The organism is Clostridium polynesiense, assembly GCF_000820705.1.
Taxonomy (GTDB): domain Bacteria; phylum Bacillota; class Clostridia; order Clostridiales; family Clostridiaceae; genus Clostridium_AA; species Clostridium_AA polynesiense.
The window spans coordinates 1-20844 of the sequence record NZ_CCXI01000125.1 but is presented as its reverse complement, the minus strand read 5'-3'; the positions used below and the strand labels follow the sequence as shown (position 1 = coordinate 20844).

General features: G+C 33.4%; 24 protein-coding genes and 1 tRNA gene. 19 read left to right on the top strand and 6 right to left on the bottom strand.

What is annotated here, in order from left to right:
- Nucleotides 1–272 (bottom strand): helix-turn-helix domain-containing protein (locus tag TA89_RS12250; RefSeq protein ID WP_040213739.1); only part of this gene is annotated, 272 nt, incomplete at its 3' end.
- A 218-nt stretch (nucleotides 273–490) separates the two neighbouring features.
- On the opposite strand from TA89_RS12250, the gene TA89_RS12245 reads away from it, so the two are divergent.
- The 7 genes from TA89_RS12245 (at nucleotide 491) to TA89_RS18325 (ending at nucleotide 5779) form a co-directional block, all read left to right on the top strand.
- Nucleotides 491–856: a DUF4440 domain-containing protein gene (locus TA89_RS12245; protein ID WP_242850137.1), complete on the top strand. Its 366-nt coding sequence runs from the start codon at nucleotides 491–493 to the stop codon at nucleotides 854–856.
- Between the two features lie 188 nt (nucleotides 857–1044).
- Nucleotides 1045–1917 carry an AraC family transcriptional regulator gene (locus TA89_RS12240; RefSeq protein ID WP_040213737.1) on the top strand — a complete coding sequence of 291 codons (873 nt, stop codon included), beginning with the start codon at nucleotides 1045–1047 and terminating at the stop codon, nucleotides 1915–1917.
- A gap of 250 nt (nucleotides 1918–2167) precedes the next feature.
- A complete protein-coding gene (locus tag TA89_RS12235; RefSeq protein WP_040213734.1) occupies nucleotides 2168–2446 on the top strand; it encodes a CD3324 family protein in 279 nt (92 codons plus the stop codon).
- Between the two features lie 146 nt (nucleotides 2447–2592).
- Entirely contained in the window at nucleotides 2593–4164 is a 1572-nt protein-coding gene (locus TA89_RS12230; RefSeq protein WP_040213733.1) for an ABC-F family ATP-binding cassette domain-containing protein, read from the top strand.
- A gap of 149 nt (nucleotides 4165–4313) precedes the next feature.
- The gene (locus tag TA89_RS12225; RefSeq protein ID WP_040213732.1) at nucleotides 4314–4640 is read left to right on the top strand and encodes a PadR family transcriptional regulator; all 327 of its coding nucleotides are present in this window, start codon (nucleotides 4314–4316) and stop codon (nucleotides 4638–4640) included.
- Nucleotides 4633–5556 (top strand): hypothetical protein, encoded by a 924-nt coding sequence (locus TA89_RS12220; RefSeq protein ID WP_040213730.1) that lies wholly within the window; start codon nucleotides 4633–4635, stop codon nucleotides 5554–5556. Before TA89_RS12225 ends, TA89_RS12220 begins: the two co-directional genes overlap by 8 nt.
- 67 nt (nucleotides 5557–5623) lie before the next feature.
- Nucleotides 5624–5779, top strand: coding sequence for a hypothetical protein (locus TA89_RS18325; RefSeq protein ID WP_156120041.1), 156 nt, complete (start codon nucleotides 5624–5626; stop codon nucleotides 5777–5779).
- A gap of 186 nt (nucleotides 5780–5965) precedes the next feature.
- On the opposite strand, the gene TA89_RS12215 is transcribed toward TA89_RS18325, so the two are convergent.
- Nucleotides 5966–6041 (bottom strand) — tRNA-Met (locus TA89_RS12215).
- A 238-nt stretch (nucleotides 6042–6279) separates the two neighbouring features.
- On the opposite strand from TA89_RS12215, the gene TA89_RS12210 reads away from it, so the two are divergent.
- From TA89_RS12210 to TA89_RS12200, 3 genes are all read left to right on the top strand, one after another.
- Entirely contained in the window at nucleotides 6280–6615 is a 336-nt protein-coding gene (locus tag TA89_RS12210) for a PadR family transcriptional regulator (protein ID WP_040213728.1), read from the top strand.
- On the top strand, nucleotides 6596–7906 hold the full coding sequence (locus tag TA89_RS17780) for a DUF2812 domain-containing protein (protein WP_052447483.1): 1311 nt from the start codon (nucleotides 6596–6598) through the stop codon (nucleotides 7904–7906). Before TA89_RS12210 ends, TA89_RS17780 begins: the two co-directional genes overlap by 20 nt.
- Before the next feature lie 69 nt (nucleotides 7907–7975).
- Complete coding sequence (locus TA89_RS12200) at nucleotides 7976–8455, top strand: hypothetical protein (RefSeq protein ID WP_052447482.1); 480 nt, start codon at nucleotides 7976–7978, stop codon at nucleotides 8453–8455.
- A 75-nt stretch (nucleotides 8456–8530) separates the two neighbouring features.
- Here the strand turns inward: TA89_RS12200 and TA89_RS12195 are convergent, their stop codons facing one another.
- The gene (locus TA89_RS12195) at nucleotides 8531–8980 is read right to left on the bottom strand and encodes a hypothetical protein (RefSeq protein ID WP_040213726.1); all 450 of its coding nucleotides are present in this window, start codon (nucleotides 8978–8980) and stop codon (nucleotides 8531–8533) included.
- Nucleotides 8981–9010: 30 nt separating this feature from the next.
- On the bottom strand, nucleotides 9011–9202 hold the full coding sequence (locus tag TA89_RS12190; RefSeq protein ID WP_147590125.1) for a hypothetical protein: 192 nt from the start codon (nucleotides 9200–9202) through the stop codon (nucleotides 9011–9013).
- 350 nt (nucleotides 9203–9552) lie between these two features.
- Here TA89_RS12190 and TA89_RS12185 point away from each other — a divergent pair, with 350 nt between their 5' ends.
- Both TA89_RS12185 and TA89_RS12180 read left to right on the top strand, forming a co-directional pair.
- Nucleotides 9553–10500: a hypothetical protein gene (locus tag TA89_RS12185; RefSeq protein WP_040213721.1), complete on the top strand. Its 948-nt coding sequence runs from the start codon at nucleotides 9553–9555 to the stop codon at nucleotides 10498–10500.
- Between the two features lie 98 nt (nucleotides 10501–10598).
- Entirely contained in the window at nucleotides 10599–11258 is a 660-nt protein-coding gene (locus TA89_RS12180; protein ID WP_040213720.1) for an FMN-dependent NADH-azoreductase, read from the top strand.
- 63 nt (nucleotides 11259–11321) lie between these two features.
- On the opposite strand, the gene TA89_RS12175 is transcribed toward TA89_RS12180, so the two are convergent.
- Nucleotides 11322–12017 carry a pirin family protein gene (locus tag TA89_RS12175; protein WP_040213719.1) on the bottom strand — a complete coding sequence of 232 codons (696 nt, stop codon included), beginning with the start codon at nucleotides 12015–12017 and terminating at the stop codon, nucleotides 11322–11324.
- A gap of 468 nt (nucleotides 12018–12485) precedes the next feature.
- Between TA89_RS12175 and TA89_RS12170 the strand changes: the two genes are divergently transcribed.
- The 7 genes from TA89_RS12170 (at nucleotide 12486) to TA89_RS12140 (ending at nucleotide 20250) form a co-directional block, all read left to right on the top strand.
- Nucleotides 12486–13802 carry a S41 family peptidase gene (locus TA89_RS12170; RefSeq protein ID WP_052447481.1) on the top strand — a complete coding sequence of 439 codons (1317 nt, stop codon included), beginning with the start codon at nucleotides 12486–12488 and terminating at the stop codon, nucleotides 13800–13802.
- Between the two features lie 109 nt (nucleotides 13803–13911).
- Nucleotides 13912–14487 carry a GNAT family N-acetyltransferase gene (locus TA89_RS12165; RefSeq protein WP_040213742.1) on the top strand — a complete coding sequence of 192 codons (576 nt, stop codon included), beginning with the start codon at nucleotides 13912–13914 and terminating at the stop codon, nucleotides 14485–14487.
- Nucleotides 14488–14729: 242 nt separating this feature from the next.
- Complete coding sequence (locus tag TA89_RS12160; protein ID WP_040213717.1) at nucleotides 14730–15893, top strand: DUF819 family protein; 1164 nt, start codon at nucleotides 14730–14732, stop codon at nucleotides 15891–15893.
- Between the two features lie 13 nt (nucleotides 15894–15906).
- Entirely contained in the window at nucleotides 15907–16230 is a 324-nt protein-coding gene (locus tag TA89_RS12155) for a DUF3870 domain-containing protein (protein WP_040213715.1), read from the top strand.
- A 23-nt stretch (nucleotides 16231–16253) separates the two neighbouring features.
- The gene (locus TA89_RS12150) at nucleotides 16254–17336 is read left to right on the top strand and encodes a dipeptide epimerase (protein WP_040213713.1); all 1083 of its coding nucleotides are present in this window, start codon (nucleotides 16254–16256) and stop codon (nucleotides 17334–17336) included.
- A gap of 278 nt (nucleotides 17337–17614) precedes the next feature.
- Complete coding sequence (locus TA89_RS12145; RefSeq protein ID WP_040213712.1) at nucleotides 17615–17986, top strand: ArsR/SmtB family transcription factor; 372 nt, start codon at nucleotides 17615–17617, stop codon at nucleotides 17984–17986.
- 14 nt (nucleotides 17987–18000) lie between these two features.
- Nucleotides 18001–20250: a heavy metal translocating P-type ATPase gene (locus TA89_RS12140; protein WP_082023936.1), complete on the top strand. Its 2250-nt coding sequence runs from the start codon at nucleotides 18001–18003 to the stop codon at nucleotides 20248–20250.
- A gap of 86 nt (nucleotides 20251–20336) precedes the next feature.
- On the opposite strand, the gene TA89_RS12135 is transcribed toward TA89_RS12140, so the two are convergent.
- Complete coding sequence (locus tag TA89_RS12135; RefSeq protein WP_147590124.1) at nucleotides 20337–20699, bottom strand: hypothetical protein; 363 nt, start codon at nucleotides 20697–20699, stop codon at nucleotides 20337–20339.
- Between the last annotated feature and the right edge of the window lie 145 nt (nucleotides 20700–20844).

Here is a 20844-nt window from a genome sequence, read left to right as displayed (position 1 = left end):
GAAAATTCTTGTGTTTTTTCATTCATAGAGTTTAGAGAATGTAATAGTTCCATCTTTTCTGATAGATTGCCTGATAACTTAATACCTTGACCTGGTTTCCTATCAATTTCCATATGGAAGTCTTTAATAAAGCAATTAATTGCATTAATATCACTATATAAAGTTCTTGGAGAAACATTTAAAATACTGGAATAATAGCTCATGGATTTATAATCCTCTTCATTTAACAGCATTTTTATTAAATCTTTATGTCTAATAGTTAAATTGTCCATAATTATTTCCTCCGTTTATATAGAAAAAAGCGCTTTTCTTTATATTTATATAGTATCATGCTTTTTCTTCAATATATATTACATATCATTGCTACAACATTGTAGCAATTTATGAATTAATTCGATTAATGTATCGAGGAATAGATTATAATAGTAGCAAGAGCTAGTGTAAAAGCTAGTTCTTTTTTATATATTATATTTTTATAGTGAGAATTAATATGGTTGATATGGATAAGCATAAATTAAATATTAAAAGAATATATAATCCTGAATTTGTATTGTTAAAATCGGAAGTAAGAAAGTCTTCATCAAAGCTCAGAGAAATTATATCTGATGATTTTATTGAATTCACTAGTTCAGGTACTGTTTATAAATATAAAAAAGGAGATTTGTTTCACAGTGTGGATGATAATGATGAACTAATATGGGAAGTTAGAGATTTTACTATAAAAGAATTAGAAAATAATTGTATATTAGCAATGTATAAGTTGATAAAGCATAATGAACAAGATGAAAGTAAAAAATATTCACTTCGAAGATTTATATGGAAAAATTATACTGACAAATGGAAATTAGGAAATTAATCTTCCATCAAGGAACATTAACAGAGAATGGTTAAGTATATTGAGTAAGCTGACTTTAATTATTTGGTAGTTGAAACAGGTCAATACTTACAATTATATTAATTTACTATCCTGCATAATCGTACAGGGAAAGTCGGATGGTCAGTTTTGATTTCTGATATTCTATTCATAAGAAGGGAGGTCATAAAATGGATTCGCTTAAAAGAATAAATGAAGCATTGAATTATGTTGAAGAAAATCTTGAAGGTTACATTAATCTTAAAGAAGTAGCCAGGCTGGCTTACTGCTCGGAATATCATTTTCAAAGGATGTTTTCTTTCCTTGCGGGGATTTCACTGTCGGAGTATATAAGGCGAAGAAGGCTTACTCTTGCAGCTTTTGAGTTAAATAGCAGTGATGTAAAGGTAATTGATGTTGCAATTAAATACGGATACAATTCACCGGATTCCTTTACAAGAGCTTTTCAAAACCTTCATGGAATAACCCCCTCTGAGGCTAGATTTAATGGTCAGCAGCTAAAAGCATTTCCAAGGATGACCTTTCAATTATCCATAAAAGGAGGAAATGAAATGAACTACCGAATAGTAGAAAAAGATGCCTTTCGTATAGTTGGTATGAAGAAAAGAGTGCCTATAATTTTTAATGGGGTGAATCCTGAGATTGCCTCTATGTGGGAGAAGCTAACAGAGGAGATGATTCTTAAGCTTAAAGAGCTTTCTAATGTAGAGCCCTTTGGATTAATAAGCGCCTCAACAAATTTTTCGGAAGGCAGAATGGAGGAAAAAGGAGAGCTTGATCATTATATAGGTGCTGCAACAACTAAGGAATGCCCAAGCAATTTTACTCACCTTGAGGTTGCTGCTTCAACCTGGGCTGTATTTGAAGCTGTAGGAAGCTTTCCTGATGCTCTGCAGGAGGTTTGGGGAAGAATATATTCCGAGTGGTTTCCCTCCTCAAATTATCAGCAGACAGAAGGTCCGGAAATTTTATGGAATGAGCATAAGGATTTATCCTCAGCTAACTTCAAGAGCGAAATATGGATTCCTGTTGAGAAAAAATAATGGTGCCAAAAATAATGGTGCCAGGCACCTGACAAGTGACAAATTATCCCCCTACAGCTTGTAAGCAAAAACATGGTATAATAATCTTGAGGTGATATTTATGAGAACAATAAACGTGATTGTAGTATGCTCTGCACAATGATTGTAAAATATATTACAACTTGTACAGAGCTATTATAGAAAAAGTAGTATATATTTTATTAATCGTTGTGCTCTATTTATAAAATATTATAGATAGGAGCAATGGTTTATGAAATATGAAAAAGCACAGGATATACTTCCAAAGGAGATCCTTAAGGTTATTCAGGAATATATAGATGGAGAATATTTATATATTCCCAGGAAAGTTGAAAATAAGAAGACTTGGGGAGAAAGCAGCGGAGTACTGAAGGAATTAGAACATCGAAATAAGAATATTTATTTTAAGTATACTGAAGGCTATTCAGTTAGGGAACTTTCAGAGCTGTATTTCTTAAGTGAGTCAAGCATAAGAAGAATAATAAGATTATATAGAGATAGAGGAGATTAAAATCTCCATTTTTAAGGAGTTGTGTCCAAGGGATGCAGCTCCTTATTGCTCAAGTTTAATTCTGTAAAGTTTATTCACTTGTATATTAATGCTTATGAGGCAATACTTTAAAGTGGAGGGTAACAGTTAAAAGAGGTGAATAACAAATGAGCATATTAAAGGTGAGAAATTTGTCTCACGGATTTGGAGATAGAGAAATATTTAATGATGTTTCCTTCGATTTATTAAATGGAGAGCATATAGGATTAACAGGGGGTAATGGAGAGGGGAAAACCACCTTCTTAAAGCTTATCACCAAAAATCTGCTCCCTGATTCAGGAATGATAGAGTGGAATAGCAGAGTTGCCATAGGCTATGTGGACCAAAATGTTCAGCTTAGGCAGGAGGATACTGTAAGAGAATATCTTAGAGGAGCCTTTTCTAAGCTTTATAAAATAGAAAATACACTGGAAAGCATATATAAGGAAATAGCTTACTTAAAGGAAGATAAGTTAGTTGCTGCACTTAAAAAAGCCGGAGAGCTTCAAGAAGCTTTAGAACAAAATGAGTTTTATTCTATAGAAAGTAAAATAGAAGGAATTGCATCAGGATTAGGATTTACAAGCTTGTTAGATAAGGGAACTCATAAATTAAGCGGAGGAGAAAGAAGCAAAGTACTACTTGGAAAGCTTCTTTTGGAAAAGCCTGATATACTTCTTTTAGATGAGCCTACAAATCATTTGGATGAAGAAAATATAACATGGTTAAAAGAATATCTCTCAAATTATAAAAACGCCTTTATAGTAATATCTCACGATAACATTTTTTTAAACAGCGTAATAGACGTAGTTTATCATTTGGAGAATAGGAAGCTTACCAGATATGTAGGCAACTATGAAAAATTCCTAAAGCTCTATGAGGAAAGAAAGACACAATTAAAGTTGGATTATATCAATCAGCAGAAGGAAATCGCAAGGCTGGAGGATTATGTAAGGAAAAATAAAGCCAGGGCATCCACTACAGCCATGGCCGCCTCCAGAGAAAAAAGGCTGGAAAAGATGAAAAGGATAGAAATAGTTAAGTCTAAGCCTAAACCGCATTTTGATTTTATTGAAGGAAAACCCTCCGGAAGTATAATATTTGAAACGAAAAATCTCATAGTAGGCTATGATAAGCCTTTAAGCAAACCTCTGAATCTAAAGATGAGAAGAGGAGAAAAAATAGCTTTAATCGGTGCTAATGGTATAGGTAAAACTACCCTTTTGAAAAGTATAATAGGAATACTGGAGCCCTTCATGGGGGAAGTAAGGCTTGGACAATTTCAGCAGATAGGTTATTTTGAGCAGGAGATGAAGGAGGAGGGAAAGGACACTTCCGTAATACAAGAATTATGGAATGAGTTTCCCAAGGATAATCAAACTCAAATAAGAACTAAGCTTGCAAGATGCGGGTTAACAAAAGAGCATATTGAAAGCAGACTAAGCAGCTTAAGCGGAGGAGAGCAGGCAAAGGTCAGGCTATGCAAGCTGATAAATAAAGAAACAAATATACTGATTTTAGATGAGCCTACCAATCACTTAGACCGTGATGCTAAGGAGGAATTAGCCAGAGCCTTAAAATCCTATAAAGGATCCATACTTATAGTTTCCCATGAACCTGAATTCTACAGAAAGGTTGCAACGGATATTTGGAACTGCGAGGATTGGGCTGTTAATACAGATAAAAACAGGAAGAGTTAGTGTAAGAGCTGATTCTTTCTGTTTTTTATTCAGTAGAAAATCTAGAAACTCATTAAAAATTAGGAATAATAAAAAACATACATAGTATTGAAATATACATTGCAATGGGAGGTGTGTTATAGTATAGTAAATGTATTAGGAGGTAATTTATGGATATAGAGATATTTAAAGGTTCAATTGATGTAATTATACTTTCCGCTTTAAAAGCAAGAATATCCTATGGATACGAAATTAGTAAAATAATAAAAGAAGAAAGTGATAATGCCTATGAAATTGGAGAAGGTACGTTATACGCATCTCTAAAAAGATTAGAAAATAAAGCTTTAATAACATCCTTTTGGAGACTTAAAGATGATCGAAACAGAAAATATTACACCATAACAGATTTAGGCAGAAAGTATTTAGATGAAAAAGTTTCAGGGGTAAGAAATCTGAATATTTTATTAGATAAGTTAATGGAGGTAAAAGATGAGTGAGTTCAGAGGATACACACATAAATTATTAAAAAAAGCTACACTTAACTCTTCAGAAAAAAAGGATTTAGAAGATGAGATAGTAGAGCACTTAATCAGCATGAGAGATGAGTATATAAAACAAGGAATACCAGAAAAAGATTCAATAAGTATGGCTATTAAAAATTTTAATGCTTCTGACTTCTTAAGTGAAATAAGGAGTTTTACTGTAAGCAGAAAACTAACCGGATTAAATATAAAATATATTTTAAACTTTAATATGGCTCTAATACTTATTTATTTGATATTGATGGCTATTAATATTTCTTTGTTTAAAGGATATAAATATTCCTCAATAACCTATGACATATCGTATTTCCTAATAATCTCTTTTATTCTATACATCAATTATGACTATTCATCCAGGAATTTTGAATCTAAAAGGGATATAATTTCCAATGTATCAATAACATGCCTTTTATTCTTCTTAGCTGAAAAAATCTCAGTGATCTTATTATCAATAATATATAGTAAGTTAGCACCTAATCTGATTTTTAATGTATGGAATTCATATGTATTTAATTTTAATAAAATAATTATTTATCTTGTTATATCAATATCCGTGATTTTAATGGCAAAATATGATCATAATACATTACCAAAAAGAAACCTAAATATCTCAACTGTGGATATATTTATATTATCCGCAAGTCTAATATTTAGTATAGTATATATCCTTTACCCTAATAGATTTTACCTGTTAAATTTAATTGTATCTAAAATCTTTAATATTGAGGTGCGGTCATTTAATAAAAATTTACTACATATTAATATTAATAATAACCTTATAATTATTAATATAGGATTGGTAATTATAGGGGGATTTATACTTTATAAATTCATATCCTATCTTTTAAAAATACATTTCAAAAGAAATTAACCTTCGTTTTTATCTGATATAAATATGTGTGTATAAGGGTACATTGTAATTTAAAGGGAGAGATTTTATGAATTTATTCTTTGCTATTTCTTATTTTATAGTAGTAGGCATTATATTTTCAAAGATATCCAGACGTGTAGGTGAAAAAATGCAAATAGTAGAATTTTTTGAAGCAGGTTTAAAGTTTATTAAAGATATAATTGGTTTATCTAAATATAAATAAATTGAAGATGACTGGCGACTGGCATTTTCTAGCAGCTTTTTATTATCTATTAATGGCATTATATTAAAATTATTGGAATGAATGCTGTTATATTTTATATACATGTAAAAAAGAAGTTTTATTATATGAACACTTAAGTAAACTAATTAAATAAACCCTTACAATTATAGTAAGGGTTTGTTTTTATGGTTGCGGGAGCAGGACTTGAACCTACGACCTTTGGGTTATGAGCCCAACGAGCTACCAGCTGCTCCATCCCGCGATATTAAGTTTTTCAAAGAATTAACATTCTTTATAATTAGTATAACTCCAATAAACCTTAATGTCAAAACCGCTTAAGGGTATATTATGGACTAAGAGAAGAAGAGGTCTCTTAACATAGGTGATTATAGCAAATGCTACGGCATATGAAAGTGAATATAAACATATTATTGACATTATCGATACTCGATATTATAATTATCATTAATATCGAGTATCGATAGAAGGAGTGATATTAAATGGCAAGGGAGCAATTTCAAAATTTAACTGAGCCCATGTATTATATCTTAATTTCCCTGCTTAATGAAAGATGCGGAGTAGATATTATGGCCAGTGTAGAAGAAATCTCCAAGGGGCGCATAAGAGTAGGACCAGGAACATTATATGCTTTACTTGGTAAATTTGAAAAAGAAAAAATAATAAGAGAAACAGAGGTTATAGGGAGGAAAAGAAGTTATATAATCACTGAAAAGGGAATGGAAATATTAAAGAAAGAATTTGAGCGATTAAAGATTTTAGTAGATGATGGAGAAAGATTTTTAGGGGGACAAATTTATGATAATAGGAAATACTAAGTGGGTTTTATTTAACTTTGTGCCTTATGAGTATAAGTACTTAGAAAGCTATTTAGAGAAAATGGCTTTAAAGGGATGGAAATTAGAAAATATAAGAGGTGTTGCTTTAAAATTTAGGAGAATAAAACCCCAAAAATTAAAGTACTCAGTAGATATAATGGACAGAATATCATTTTTTGATGGTAAAAATAGCGATAGTGCCCTAGAGTACAGAGAATACTGTAAAGCTGCAGGCTGGGATTTTCTTTGTCAAAGAGAAAAAATACAGGTATATTGTACTGATAATGAGGCAGACACAACGCCTATCTATACTGATGAGAAAGAAAAATATAGCTGTGTTTTTAAAGCTTCTTTAAAATACATAATATTAAATTTATTTACTGTAGTTTTACTGCTATTTTCCCAGTATATGATAACGCTGGGGAGTTATAATGCTGGTTTTTTAGCCAGTAATTTAAATCTATTCTCATTACTTATGGTTATATTGTTTACTATTCATGAAATTACTGGACTTATTAACTTTATTATTTGGGCAGCAAAAGCAAGAATCAGCTTAAAAAAAGAAGAAAAAGTCTCCTATAATTTTTCAGTAGGAATAAAAATTAAAAGAACTATTTATTTTATGATGCTAGCATTAACAATATTAACAGTTTTATTAATGATAATAAACGGTGAATCTATCATGTTAAAAATACTAGGAATAAATGTATTAATAGTCCTTGCAGTCTTTTCATGGATGTCTCTCGTGAGCAGAACTTCCTATAAAGAAAAGAAGAAAAGAAAAATTAATATTATAGGATATATTGTTATTATCATATTTAGCTTTATTCTCATGAGTAGAATGATTTTTAGTGAAAGTTGGTCTTCAGGTAAAATAAACCATAGCAAAATAAACAATGAAAATTCGATTTTATCCCTAAAGGATTTTAATGATGAAAGTAAATCAGAAGATAGTTTATATATAGACGAAAATAATAGTATTCTGGCTTCAAACTTATTTTACAGCGATATAGGAAAAAAATCCGATTTATCCTATGAATTATTTCAAAGTAAATATCAATGGGCAATCAAGTATAGCTTTAATAAAGAAATAAATAAAATGAAAAAACATGATATTGAATATGTTGAGCAGAAAACTGATTTACCTAAGGACATAAAAGTATATGTAAGTAAACTTAAAAATACATATCTTATGGTTTCATCTAATAAACTCATTAAAGTTACAAATTGGGACAACGATTTAAGTGAAAAGGATCTGTTAAATAAGATATATGATAAGGTATTTAAATAATGTCACTTGTCAGGTGCCAGTCACTTGGGAAATTATAGAAGTTAATAAAAATTATCCGGAGGATATCTTATGAAAACTAAAAAAACACTTTTAGCAGCAGTTCTTATTGCAGCTATAGCTGCAGCTGTACTTTATTTAAATCCTTTTAAGAAAAATATAAGTGCTGAAAATGAAAGACTTCTGAAAACCAGGATTTTAGAAATAGATAAATCTGTTGAAACTGTAAAGCTTTCTGAATTAACACCCTTTAAGTGGGATGAGGTTTATTCCTTTGCTCCATATATGAGCAGAGAAGATATTCATAATGCTATTGGGTATAGATGGAGTGGGGTGAAGGAAACGGTGAATGAAGGAATGAACCAAATCCTTTTTATGAATAAAGGAAAGGTTGTATGCTATGTATATGGCTATCCTTCAAATAATGGATATGGGATAACCTTTAATGAAGAAAGTTATAAAAATGGTACAGCAGCTTTTAAATATGAAGATGATATAAGTTTTAGTGTTTCTTCAGAAGATAATTATATATCGTTAATCTATGAGAAATAAAATGAAATTAAATGAGTCATTAAGAAAGGAAGGTTAAACTTCGAGCTTAATGACTCTTTTTATTGTAAGAATATATTATTTACTGCTAACTATAACTTTTATGGTATAAGTTACTCTTCCTTCAACCCATTCTCCAGCAATTTCAAAAATATATGTACCCGCTTCTTCTGGCACAATTATTAAATCATTAGTGGAGACATACTGCCTGTCCTTGCTCTCTCCCCAGGGAGTTATTGTAACCTTCTGAGGTTTTTTTGAAAAATTAAGCATAAGATGAGCCCCAGGCGAAACCTCATCACCCTGCATATTTTCCCCAATATAATCAGGGGTGGAAGTATCTGCAATTACAGATTCCTCATGGAACAGCCATCTTTTAGCGGTCCATTGGTAACCTCCTTGAACCACAGATAGCTCCTGATTCACGCAGGTTACCTTTAAATTAGGGAGCTCTGAGGATATATCTCTGCTGCAGCCTGTAAAAATTAAAATCATTATACCAATCAAGGTAAGCAGTAATCTTTTCATAATAACCACCTTTATTAATATATTAGGGAATCAATTGGTGTGTTTTTTGGTAGCGTTGCTTATTTGCTTAAGGATATCAATCCATTTATTCTTATTTAAAATATCCTCCTGCGGTGAAGAGGATAGAATGTTTGAAATATCCTCGCATATAATGTTTATTTTATTCAGCTCTTCATAATTAAAACCTGTGAGTTTCATTTCCTTTTCTTCAGCATTTACCATTGCATTCAAGGAATTAATTAAATCTCTAAGATTATAAAGGCTAAAGCAAGTAATATAAAAATGTTCCTTTTGTTTTTTAGCATAGTTTTCCCCCGGGTACTTTTTATAATTTTGTTTTTTCGTATAATGTAGTATTCTACATATGGATATATTTTCCTTTTTTGTCGGTGAAATAAATGGTGAAGGGAGAGATTAAAAGTCGTAAGTAATGGGCGTGAAGTGAGTGGTCATAGGGAAGAAGTTTAAAAAGAAGGAGAATTTAGAGTTTTGCAGAATGATAAATGTAATAAATTGGAATGGTGCCAGGCACCTGACAAGTGACAAACTTAGTTTAAAAAGGAGGAGAGATTATGAAATTGACACAAGTTCAGTTTAATGAAGTGAGAAACTGGATTTATAGAAATGCGAGACCTGTAGATTTGGCAAGATGGCAGTATCATTTTGAAGAGGGAGGTAAGGAAACTGTAATTAATGCATTAGAAGCCTATCAAAATGAAGATGGCGGATTTGGACATGCTTTAGAGGCAGATTCCTGGAATCCTGATTCTGCGCCGATACAAACCTGGAGTGCCTGCGAAATTCTCCATGAAATTGATTGTGATGAAAATCATCCTATAGTTAAAAGTATCTTAAAGTATTTAATCCAATCTAAATATTTTACCGGAAGCTTTTGGTATTCAGAAATACCTTCTAATGATGATTACCCTCATGCACCTTGGTGGACTTATACTGATGAAGAAAGGGCTATTTGGGGTTACAATCCCACTGCAGCTTTGGCTGGATTTATACTATGCTATAGTAAAAAAGACAGTAGGGAATATAACGAAGGATTGAAAATAGCACAAGCAGCCATAGATGCTTTTATAAAATCTCCTGAAGCTGAAAATATGCATAGTCTGCCTTGTTATATAAGACTTGCTGAATGCATTGAAAAGAGTGGGGCTAAACTTTTGAATAATTTTCAGGAATTTAAGGTTAAACTTCAGGATAGGGTAGAAAGCATTATAGAAAAGGATAGGAAAAGATGGGAAAAAGAATATGTACCTATGCCTTCACGGTTTATAGAGTCTCCTTACAGTGAATATTATAATAGAAACTCAGAGCTTATGAACTATGAGCTAGATCATATAATAGCCTCCAGAAATGAGGAGGGTATTTGGGATATACCTTGGAAATGGGGCATGTACGAAAAAGAATTTTCTATCAGCGAAAATTGGTGGAAGGGTATAAATGCAGTGGATAAAATGCTTATATTAAAAGCTTTTAATAGGATAGAGGGAGAGAAAGGGGAGAAGTGAGAGGTCGGAAGTCAGAGGAGTTAGGGCTGATAAATAATATATCACCAAATAGTAAAGAATAGTAAGTAGTAATTTACTATTTATAAGGGGTGATATTATTGAATAAGCTTTTGTACATTACTGTAAATTCAAAGCCGGAAAATATGTCTGCCAGCAGGACGGTGGGAAGGGCCTTTGTAAATAAGTTTATTGAAAAGCATAAGGATTTTCAGGTGGAGGAACTGGATTTATATAAGTGCCATATTCCAAGGCTTGAGTACGAGTATTTTGAAAAGAGAAACTGCATGATAAAGGAGGAGGACTTTAAAAAGTTAGACAGCAAGCAGCAGGAGGAGGTACATCAGATAGTCAAACTAACAGAGCAGTTTAAGGAAGCGGATGTATATGTAATTGCTGCGCCTATGTGGAGTCTTTCCTTTCCTGCTCCTTTAAAGGAGTACATTGATTGTATAGTTATGGACGGGAAGACTATAACTATTACAGAGGACAAAATTGAAGGCTTGCTTAATGATAAGCCAAGGGGAATGCTTTATATTCAGTCCTCAGGGGCTAAGATTCCGTGGATTGCAAAAAAAGTGTGGAACAAAGGTTTAAATTATGTGGCAGATATAATGAACTTTATGGGGATTAAAAAGTTCGAAGATTTATTAGTAGATGGCACAGGAGCCACAGAAGAGGAAAGAAAGGCTGCCATAGAAAAGGCTATAGAAAAAGCTTATGAGATGGTAGATGATATTTGGAAGGATCCCAAAAATTAAATTTGTCACTTTTCAGGTGCCAGGCACCTGAAAAGTGACAAACTAAAATGAATAAGACTAAATTTACTTTGCCATTTCAATTATAAGTATATGTGAGGTTTCAGAGGCTCTTATGTTTATTCCTTCTTCAACTATTTCTAAAGCGTCTCTTTCAAAAAGCTGAATCTTATTAATTTTAGAGGAACCCTCTATCTGAACCAGATATGCTTGTCTGTCATTATCTACAGGAAATGAAATTTCTTTATCCTTATCAAGCTCTATAACATATACATTTGCATCCTGATTTATATTAATTGGAGCGGTTCCTTCTTTTCCTGACACCATATGGAGCCATTTATTTTTTCTATCCTCCCATTTAAAGAGATGATCACCGTAATCAGGAATGTGATTCTTCCTATCCGGGTAAATCCACATCTGCAGGAATCTCAGATTATCCTGCCCATTATTAAACTCGCTGTGAATGACTCCTGTACCAGCGCTCATATACTGAATATCTCCCCTAGTGATGGTTTTCTTGTTTCCCATACTGTCTCCATGGGTAAGCTCACCCTCTACAACATAGGATAATATCTCCATATTATCGTGAGGATGCATATCAAAACCTGTCCCTTCTTCTACTAAATCGTCATTTAAAACTCTCAGCACACCAAAATTTATATTTTCAGGATTATAGTAATCTGCAAAGGAAAAGTGAAAAACACTTTTCAGCCATCCATGATTTCCGCGTCCCATGGTCTCATTAGGTATTTTTCTTAACATAATTTATCTCTCCTTATAATTTAAATACTTCTGCTTAATCAGATTGTTAATTCATTTCATATGATTAAGCCTTGTGTTTATCTATATGGACTCTGTTTTTAATGAACAAGTATTCATAATTTTCAATATTAACCCTATATAAAAACATTATTTTCAAAGAGTAAATGAATAATTTACTATAGAAGTTACCTTTATAACTTTAATTTAGATAGTAACTTACTAATAGTAAGATTATTCTTTATTATATTGTGTCATAAGATACATGAAGGGTCAAGCTATATACACTAAAAATTTATTAATAATATATTAAATCATTATAAGAACTTTTAGTTAAAAAATAATTTTCATTGAAGCGTTTTGAATCTTGTAAATGTAGTGATTTTAGATATAAAAAGAAAACCGATATATATATAAATATGGTATAATAGTAATATTATGTAAATAAATTATACGTCAAGGAGAACTTTTATGAAAAAGAGTATTAATTTATTAATCTTAGCCTTTTTATTAATCTTATCTGTTGGGTGCACCGTTGTTTCGAAAAAAACGGTGAATTCATCGGAGAATAAAACTACTGAAACATCGTCAGACGGTAAGCTTACAGAAGCGGAGAAGATTGAGGATTTTGAATATATGTATAAAATACTTCAAGAAAACTATCCCTTTTTTGAAGTGAACAAAAGGCTACACGGTGTAGATTGGCTGTCTAATAAAGAAAAGTATATTGAACTTGTAAAGGAAGATTTAGGTGATGAAGGATTTGAAGGCAGTTTACAAACGATTTTAAATGATTTGAATAATGGACATACACATGTTTTATCTAAGGAGATGTATCCGATGTTTATACAATTATACTCCTCCTTAGGTGATGTATATAAACCTTGGGTTGATGAGTTGATGAATAAGAAAGCAACAGAAAGGTATGTACTTATAAAAAATGAGAATAGCCACATATCTTCAGGAAATAACTTGATAAAAGCTGATAATGTCAGTACCGAGATATTAGAAAAGGACAAAACTGCTTATTTAGCTATAAAAAGCTTTAATGGTTTCAATATTGAAGAGGATATGAAAACCATTAGGCCTTTTTTACAAAGCATTAAGAATTATAAAGTATTAATAATAGATATTAGAGGTAATTTAGGAGGCTCCACTAAATTATGGACAGATTATCTTGTTCCTATGCTTATAAATAAACCTTTAACTAATACCTTATATGGATTATATAGAGGAGGAGAGTTTACAGAAAAATTTTTAAAAGCTCACTCTGGTATTGATTATGCTCATTTACTGCCTATAGATGATATAAAAAAATATAATCTTAAAAATCTTCCAGAAGAAGCGGAAAAGGATTTTAAGTATTTTGATGGAGATTCCCACACTATTTCACCTAAGGATTCCATTGGATTCAAGGGCAGGATATTCCTTCTTGTTGATAAATCTGTATTTTCCTCCTCTGAAGCTTTTGCTGTCTTTGCTAAAGGAGCAGGTTTTGCAACACTCATTGGGGAAAGCACCGGAGGTGATGGTATAGGAAGCGATCCGCTCTTATGCATGCTTCCTAACAGCGGCTATATAATAAGATTTTCTAAGGATATGGGGTTAGCTTCTGACGGAACCTGCAATTTCGAGCACAAAACAGTTCCTGATATAAAGGTATCTGCAGTGAGAAATAGCAATCTTATGGAAGATGAAGCGGTTAAGGCGGCGATGGAGGAAGTGAGAAGTCGGAGGGCGGATGTGGGATATGAGAGGTGGAGGTCGGAAATGAAGGGTGAGAGGTGAGAGGTGGAAGCAGGAGGATATGAGATACCGATACTGCTGTATAAAAGGAGAGTTATTATATCATACCTTCACATTGAAGAGTATAATAGTGTATAAAGGGGGTAATGTAATGGATAGTACCAAAGTATTTAATAATTTTCCTGAACTCATCACAGATAGATTTTATTTAAAAGAAATATCCCTAAATTATAGAAATGATTTTATAGAATTAATGGGTGACGAAGAAGCCATGGCTTTAAGCGGTACGGAAGTAACAGATGTAGAAAAGCAAGTGGACATGTATTTTGAAAAGGTCAAAGCTATGTATGAAGCTAAAAAAGCCATTAGATGGGCGATTATAGACAAAGAAACTGGAGAATTTTCAGGGGAGATAGGATTATATAATATAGACTTTTATTCTAACAATACTGAAGTTGGCTATACCATAAAAAGAGATTGTTGGAGAAAAGGAATTGCATTGGAGTGCAGCAGAAAGGTGAGTGAATTTGCTTTCCAGGAGATTCAAATGAACAAGATAATAGCAATGATAGATTCAAGAAATCGCCCTTCCATAAAACTTGTGGAAAAACAGGGCTTTCATAAGGATGGAGTTTTAAGAGAACATTATTACAATCATAAGGATGAAGTTTATGTGGATATCTGTGTTTATTCTCTTTTGAAAAAGGACAATTATTGGGGAAAATAATAATTTTAATAAAATATACCCCTATAAATTAATAATGTCAAATAGTTCCAAAGAATTTTTGTGCTTCTATTGAAAATGTATACATATTGCTGTAAAATTAACTATTATATAGAAACTTTATTGCTTGGTTTATCTGGGTGCAGCAAATCATCTAACGTAAACAAAGCTTAGAAAGGTGGTCCTTTTGGGCTGTCCTTTTTGAGCTTTTTTATTTTATATAAAATAAAATAGGGGGTTATAAGATGATCACAAAGGGATTTACTTATGTAGCATTTTTAATTTTCTTTGCAGCGATGATAGTTTTAGCAGAGAAAAAATCTAAAGGAAAGTTTTTTACTTACGTTCCTGCAATTGTACTTTTGTATTTTGGGGCGATGCTGCTTTCTACTTTTGGTGTCTGGGATAACAGCAGTAAAGAAATAACAGCGGTTTATAAAGGTCTTAAAGACAACCTTCTTCCTGCTATGATCTTTTTAATGCTTTTAAGATGCGACTTAAGAAAAATTGTAAAGCTAGGACCAAAGATGTTAATTGGATTCTTTGCAGCTACTGCTACCATTATGATTGGATTCATAGTTACATTTATCATGTTTAAAGGATTTTATGAACCTGATACCTGGAAAGCTTTTGCAGCACTGTCTGGAAGCTGGATTGGGGGTACAGGTAATATGGTAGCTGTACAGGGGGCACTGGATATACCTGATGCCAAGCTGGGCTATACCTTATTAATGGATTCAATAAATTATTCCATGTGGGTAATGTTCCTGCTATGGGCAGTATCACTTGCACCTAAGTTTAACAAATGGACAAAAGCTAACACACAGGTTATTGACGAAATTGGAGCAGAGCTCTCTAAGGGGAATGAGGACTTAAGAAAAGAAGTACAGTTCTCTGATATAATAATATTATTAGGTATAAGCTTGTTTGTATCTGCATTGGCAATATACTTTGGTAATATGCTTCCTAAGTCTACCTTTTTCCAGGGAACTACATGGACAATTCTCATAGTTACCGCTGCAGGAATAATATGCGCCATGACTCCTATTGCTAAAATACCGGGAGCATCACAGTTATCAAACCTCATGCTTTATACCATCGTAGCCCTTATAGCTTCAAGAGCTAATTTTGCAGAATTAACAAAAGCACCTATATATATAATTTCTGGCTTCTCCATATTAGGCATACATGCTATTTTGCTCTGTTTAATCGGAAAACTTTTAAAGCTGGATTTATTTACTTTAGGCGTAGCAAGCCTAGCAAACATCGGAGGAGTAGCCTCAGCACCTATACTTGCAGGTGCATACAGCGAAGCTTTAGTACCTATTGGAGTCCTTATGGCTTTAATGGGGTATATAGTTGGCACCGGAGGAGGACTTTTAGTAGGGAAAATTTTATCCATTATGTAATTAGGGTGATGAAATGTACGATAAGGATACTTTATATATAGTAGGAAATTCAAGAACTACCAGTGATAATGCTATAACTAAGAGATATTTATCCTTTTTTATCGGATTTGTTGTAAAGGAGCATTCCGGAGAGATCATTGATGTAAGCTGCTCTTTTACCATAAGAACTACAGATGAATTTATAAAAAGCCTTTTTATAGGCCGAACCCTGAGAAACTTTGACGAAAATCTAGAGATTGATGTAAAAAGAAGATATTTTGGATCCTCACAGAAGGCTATCATAGTAGCATATAAGGATGCAGTAAAAAAATATCAAGAGGTTACAGGGAATTTATAGCAGGAAAATGAGGAGGCAATTAAATGAAAATAACTGACATTAAAATCGGACATATATCGGTACCTTTGAAAAAACCTTTTAAAACTGCACTGCGTACTGTAAACAGTGTAGAGGATGTTATTGTGCAGATTGAAACGGATACAGGCAATATTGGATATGGTGAGGCACCCCCAACAGCGGTAATTACCGGAGATACGAAAGGCTCAATAGTAGAAGCTGTGAATGTTTATATAAAGCCCCATCTTATAGGGAAGAGTATAGAAAACTTTGAAGAGCTTATGCTTATTTTGGACAAGGCCATTGTAAAGAACAGCTCTGCCAAAGCTGCTGTAGATATAGCTCTCCACGATTTATACGGCCAAATGCTTAAGGCACCTCTTTATAAAATCTGGGGAGGCTACAGGAAGGAAATAATAACAGATATAACCATCAGTGTAAACTCACCTGAACAGATGGCAAAAGACAGTCTTGAAGCAATAGTCTTAGGCTATGATACCTTGAAAATCAAAGTGGGGAAGGAACCTGAGCTGGACTTGGCCAGAATGAAGGCTATAAGAGCTGCGGTAGGATATGAGGTTAAGCTAAGAATAGATGCAAACCAGGGTTGGAAGCCTAAGGAAGCTGTTAAAATTTTGAGGAGCATGGAGGATGCGGGGCTTAATGTAGAGCTTGTGGAACAGCCTGTAGCTGCTCATGATATAGATGGTCTTAAATATGTGGCTGATAACTCAATAATCCCTGTAATGGCGGATGAAAGCATGTTTACTACTGCTGATGCCATAAAGATAATGCAGATTAGAGCTGCGGACTATGTAAACATTAAGCTAATGAAAACCGGAGGTCTCAATAATGCTCTTAAAATATGCACCCTGGCAGAGCTTTATGGAATGGAATGTATGATAGGATGCATGCTGGAGGCAAAGGTAAGCGTTACTGCAGCAGTACACTTAGCTGCAGCGAAAAGCATAATAACAAAAGTGGATTTAGATGGACCAGTGCTTTGCAGTGCAGATCCTGTAACTGGCGGAGCGGTATTTAATGATTATAAGATAACTCTGCCCGATTCACCAGGTTTGGGGATTAAGGGAATACAGACAGTAATATAAAACAATAAAGCTTCGAGATTAACTTTTATTCTCGGGGCTTATTTTTTTACAATAAAATATAAAATCAAACAAATGTATATAAAATATTTTTAAATATTTATGGGAAAGCTTGACCAAAATAAACTTTATAGCATATAATAATACTAACATATGAATAGTTATTCATATGAACATATGTACATTGATATTATATTTTTTATAGTACTTATTAAAAATAAAAAATGAGAAAACTTATAAGTTTAAAAATAATTTCTAAGGATATAAATAGGGGTGGTTTAATGAAATCTTCAGATGAAAAAAATATTGCACTTTGTAAATGTAATGTTATCCATGAGGATGTTGTTAATAAGGTTACTGACAAGATGCCTAAAGAGGAACTTTTATATGATTTGGCTGAACTCTTTAAGGTCTTTGGAGATAGTACAAGGGTAAAAATATTATCAGCTTTGTTTCAGGCGGAAATGTGTGTTTGTGATTTGGCAGTAGCTCTTTCCATGACTCAATCCGCTATATCTCATCAACTGAGGGTACTGAAGCAGGCCAACCTGGTAAAGTTCAGAAGGGAAGGCAAGATAGTTTATTATTCCTTAAGCGATAACCATATAATGAGCATATTTGATCAGGGACTTCTTCATGTTCAGGAGAAGTAAAGGAGGACGAATTTATGGCAGAAAACAGTAAAAGAGTTCTTACTGTTGAAGGTGCAAAAGTTAACAGAAATAATAAAAAGGGAACATTCAGCAGTAAAGACACTAAAAGCGATTATTCAAACAATCACTTCAGTTCAAAGGAAAACTACGAATTTATATTAGAAAATTTAGACTGTGCAAACTGTGCAGCTAAAATAGAAAATAAAATTCAAAATATAGAAGGAGTTAATGAGGCCGTTGTAAACTTTGCTACTAAAAAGCTTTCCTTTACATTGGATTCTCATGAAGAGTATGAGAGGGTTTTAAGAGAATCTAAGGATATAATCAGTAAGCTTGAACCTGATGTAGTGGTAAAGAGTATTGAAAAAGATGGTCCCAAAGAAGCCCACAGCCATATTGATGGTCATGGCAATGAGGATTTAAAACATCAGTTTATACAATTTGCAGCAGCTTTTGTATTGTTCGGAACAGCGATTATATTTAATTTTTCAGAGAGGATTGAGATGCTTCTGTTTTTCCTAAGCTATCTTTTAGCTGGAGGAGAAGTGGTTTTAAAGGCATTTAGGAATATATTAAGAGGACAGGTCTTTGATGAAAACTTCCTCATGAGCGTTGCCACCATTGGTGCTTTTGCTATCGGTGAATATCCTGAAGGTGCAGCGGTAATGCTTTTTTATCAGATTGGAGAACTGTTCCAGGATGTGGCTGTAAACAGATCAAGAAGATCCATAGCGGATTTAATGGATATAAGACCGGATTATGCTAACCTTTTAGATGGGGATGAAGAAAAAAGAGTTTCTCCTGAGGAGGTAGCTGTGGGAGATATTATCATTGTTAAGCCCGGTGAAAAGGTGCCTTTAGATGGTACTGTAACAGAAGGCTTTTCCATGGTTGATACCTCCGCTTTAACCGGGGAATCTGTTCCCAGGGAAATTGAAGCAGGTAGCCAGGTTTTAGGAGGCTTTATAAATAAAAACGGCTTAATCCGAATAAAGGTAAGCAAAGCCTTCGGTGAATCTACAGTAAGCAAAATACTTGATTTAGTTCAGAATGCAAGCAGCAGAAAAGCTCCTACGGAAAACTTTATCACCAAATTTGCAAGATACTACACCCCCGCAGTGGTTATTACAGCTTTACTTCTTGCTGTAGTTCCTCCGCTTATTTTACCGGGAGCAGAATTTTCACAGTGGATATATAGAGCGCTTATATTCCTGGTTATATCATGTCCTTGTGCTTTGGTGGTGTCCATACCTTTAGGCTTCTTTGGAGGTATAGGGGGAGCTTCTAAAAACGGTATTTTAGTAAAGGGAAGTAACTATCTTGAGGCATTAAACTCTATAGAAACAGTAGTGTTTGACAAAACAGGAACCCTGACAAAAGGGGTATTTAATGTGACAGAAATCCATAATGAAAATAATTTAACATCGGAAGAAGTTTTGCAGTATGCAGCCTTTTCAGAAGTTTATTCAAACCATCCTATAGCTTCTTCAATATTAAAGGCTTATGGACGGGAAGTAGATAAAGCCAGACTTAAAGATTATGAAGAAATTTCAGGACATGGTACCAGAGTACTTGTTGACGGAAAAGAGATTTTTGCAGGTAACAGTAAGCTTATGAATAGAGGGAATATAAGCTTTGTCCCTGCAGAAGCAGCAGGTACAATAGTTTATCTGGCAGTGGATAAAAAATACTCCGGATATATAGTTATTTCAGATGAAATAAAAGAAGATGCTGAACAAGCTATAAAGGAATTGAAAAAGCTTGGCATAAATAAAACCGTCATGCTTACAGGAGACAGCAGCAAGGTAGGCACTAAGATAGGTGAGAAGCTTGGCTTGGATGAAGTATATTCAGAACTTCTTCCTCAGCACAAGGTAGAAAAGCTTGAATTTATAGACAGCAGAAAAACTCCTAACAAAAAAGTGGTTTTTGTAGGAGATGGTATAAATGATGCTCCGGTTCTTGCCAGAGCTGATATAGGAATAGCAATGGGAGGTCTGGGATCAGACGCTGCCATAGAAGCCGCCGATGTAGTAATAATGACTGACGAGCCATCAAAGATCGCCTCTGCTGTGATGATTGCTAAAAATACTCGCAAAATAGTTTGGCAGAATATAATCTTTGCTCTTGGGGTCAAGTTCCTGGTGCTTCTGTTAGGTGCCTTAGGAATAGCCACTATGTGGGCAGCAGTATTCGCCGACGTGGGAGTAGCCCTAATAGCCATATTAAACTCCATGAGGGTACTAAGATATAAACCTATATAATTAAGGTACTAAAATATAAATCTATATAATTTGTCACTTGTCAGGTGCCTGGCACCTGACATTATGTTCGTATGACAAAACTCATTTTATGTTCTGTTGTATTTTTCCTGGAGGAGATTTTTTTCCTCTACGGTTAATATGTCTTCGCTCACTACCCATCCCCTTGAATTTATACGTTTGCTGGAAGGGATTTCAATGTGGTACCAATTTCTGCTCTCAACCCTGGCCTTCTCAAGAAGTGTAACTTTAGTGGATTTTTTTATTCTGCAGAGGGAAGGAGACCAATCCACCGGTGCAAAATATAATTTAGTATCATATTTTATAACTCCCTCTGTAGAGTAAAAGTCTAATATTTCAATGGATATATTGTTTAGTTCCTTTGTATTTAAAGAGATTTTTCTAAGCCTCTGATTTTCTGAGCTAAGTGTTATTATATATTTACGTTGCATGTCTAATTTTTGAAGCAGATAAAATAAATACCCCCCTGAGGAAATGAGAAGGGTTAAGAAGGCTATGGTCATAAATGCTCAATCCCACTTGAATAAATTATAATATAGTATATTATAAAGTCTTAAAAAGGTGACAAATAACTTC

Coding starts and splice junctions, on each gene's coding strand:
- TA89_RS12245 (WP_242850137.1), top strand. CDS start 491: ATGGTTGATATGGATAAGCATAAATTAAATATTAAAAGAATATATAAT.
- TA89_RS12240 (WP_040213737.1), top strand. CDS start 1,045: ATGGATTCGCTTAAAAGAATAAATGAAGCATTGAATTATGTTGAAGAA.
- TA89_RS12235 (WP_040213734.1), top strand. CDS start 2,168: ATGAAATATGAAAAAGCACAGGATATACTTCCAAAGGAGATCCTTAAG.
- TA89_RS12230 (WP_040213733.1), top strand. CDS start 2,593: ATGAGCATATTAAAGGTGAGAAATTTGTCTCACGGATTTGGAGATAGA.
- TA89_RS12225 (WP_040213732.1), top strand. CDS start 4,314: ATGGATATAGAGATATTTAAAGGTTCAATTGATGTAATTATACTTTCC.
- TA89_RS12220 (WP_040213730.1), top strand. CDS start 4,633: ATGAGTGAGTTCAGAGGATACACACATAAATTATTAAAAAAAGCTACA.
- TA89_RS18325 (WP_156120041.1), top strand. CDS start 5,624: ATGAATTTATTCTTTGCTATTTCTTATTTTATAGTAGTAGGCATTATA.
- TA89_RS12210 (WP_040213728.1), top strand. CDS start 6,280: ATGGCAAGGGAGCAATTTCAAAATTTAACTGAGCCCATGTATTATATC.
- TA89_RS17780 (WP_052447483.1), top strand. CDS start 6,596: ATGATAATAGGAAATACTAAGTGGGTTTTATTTAACTTTGTGCCTTAT.
- TA89_RS12200 (WP_052447482.1), top strand. CDS start 7,976: ATGAAAACTAAAAAAACACTTTTAGCAGCAGTTCTTATTGCAGCTATA.
- TA89_RS12195 (WP_040213726.1), bottom strand. CDS start 8,980: ATGAAAAGATTACTGCTTACCTTGATTGGTATAATGATTTTAATTTTT.
- TA89_RS12190 (WP_147590125.1), bottom strand. CDS start 9,202: ATGGTAAATGCTGAAGAAAAGGAAATGAAACTCACAGGTTTTAATTAT.
- TA89_RS12185 (WP_040213721.1), top strand. CDS start 9,553: ATGAAATTGACACAAGTTCAGTTTAATGAAGTGAGAAACTGGATTTAT.
- TA89_RS12175 (WP_040213719.1), bottom strand. CDS start 12,017: ATGTTAAGAAAAATACCTAATGAGACCATGGGACGCGGAAATCATGGA.
- TA89_RS12170 (WP_052447481.1), top strand. CDS start 12,486: ATGAAAAAGAGTATTAATTTATTAATCTTAGCCTTTTTATTAATCTTA.
- TA89_RS12165 (WP_040213742.1), top strand. CDS start 13,912: ATGGATAGTACCAAAGTATTTAATAATTTTCCTGAACTCATCACAGAT.
- TA89_RS12160 (WP_040213717.1), top strand. CDS start 14,730: ATGATCACAAAGGGATTTACTTATGTAGCATTTTTAATTTTCTTTGCA.
- TA89_RS12155 (WP_040213715.1), top strand. CDS start 15,907: ATGTACGATAAGGATACTTTATATATAGTAGGAAATTCAAGAACTACC.
- TA89_RS12150 (WP_040213713.1), top strand. CDS start 16,254: ATGAAAATAACTGACATTAAAATCGGACATATATCGGTACCTTTGAAA.
- TA89_RS12145 (WP_040213712.1), top strand. CDS start 17,615: ATGAAATCTTCAGATGAAAAAAATATTGCACTTTGTAAATGTAATGTT.
- TA89_RS12140 (WP_082023936.1), top strand. CDS start 18,001: ATGGCAGAAAACAGTAAAAGAGTTCTTACTGTTGAAGGTGCAAAAGTT.
- TA89_RS12135 (WP_147590124.1), bottom strand. CDS start 20,699: ATGCAACGTAAATATATAATAACACTTAGCTCAGAAAATCAGAGGCTT.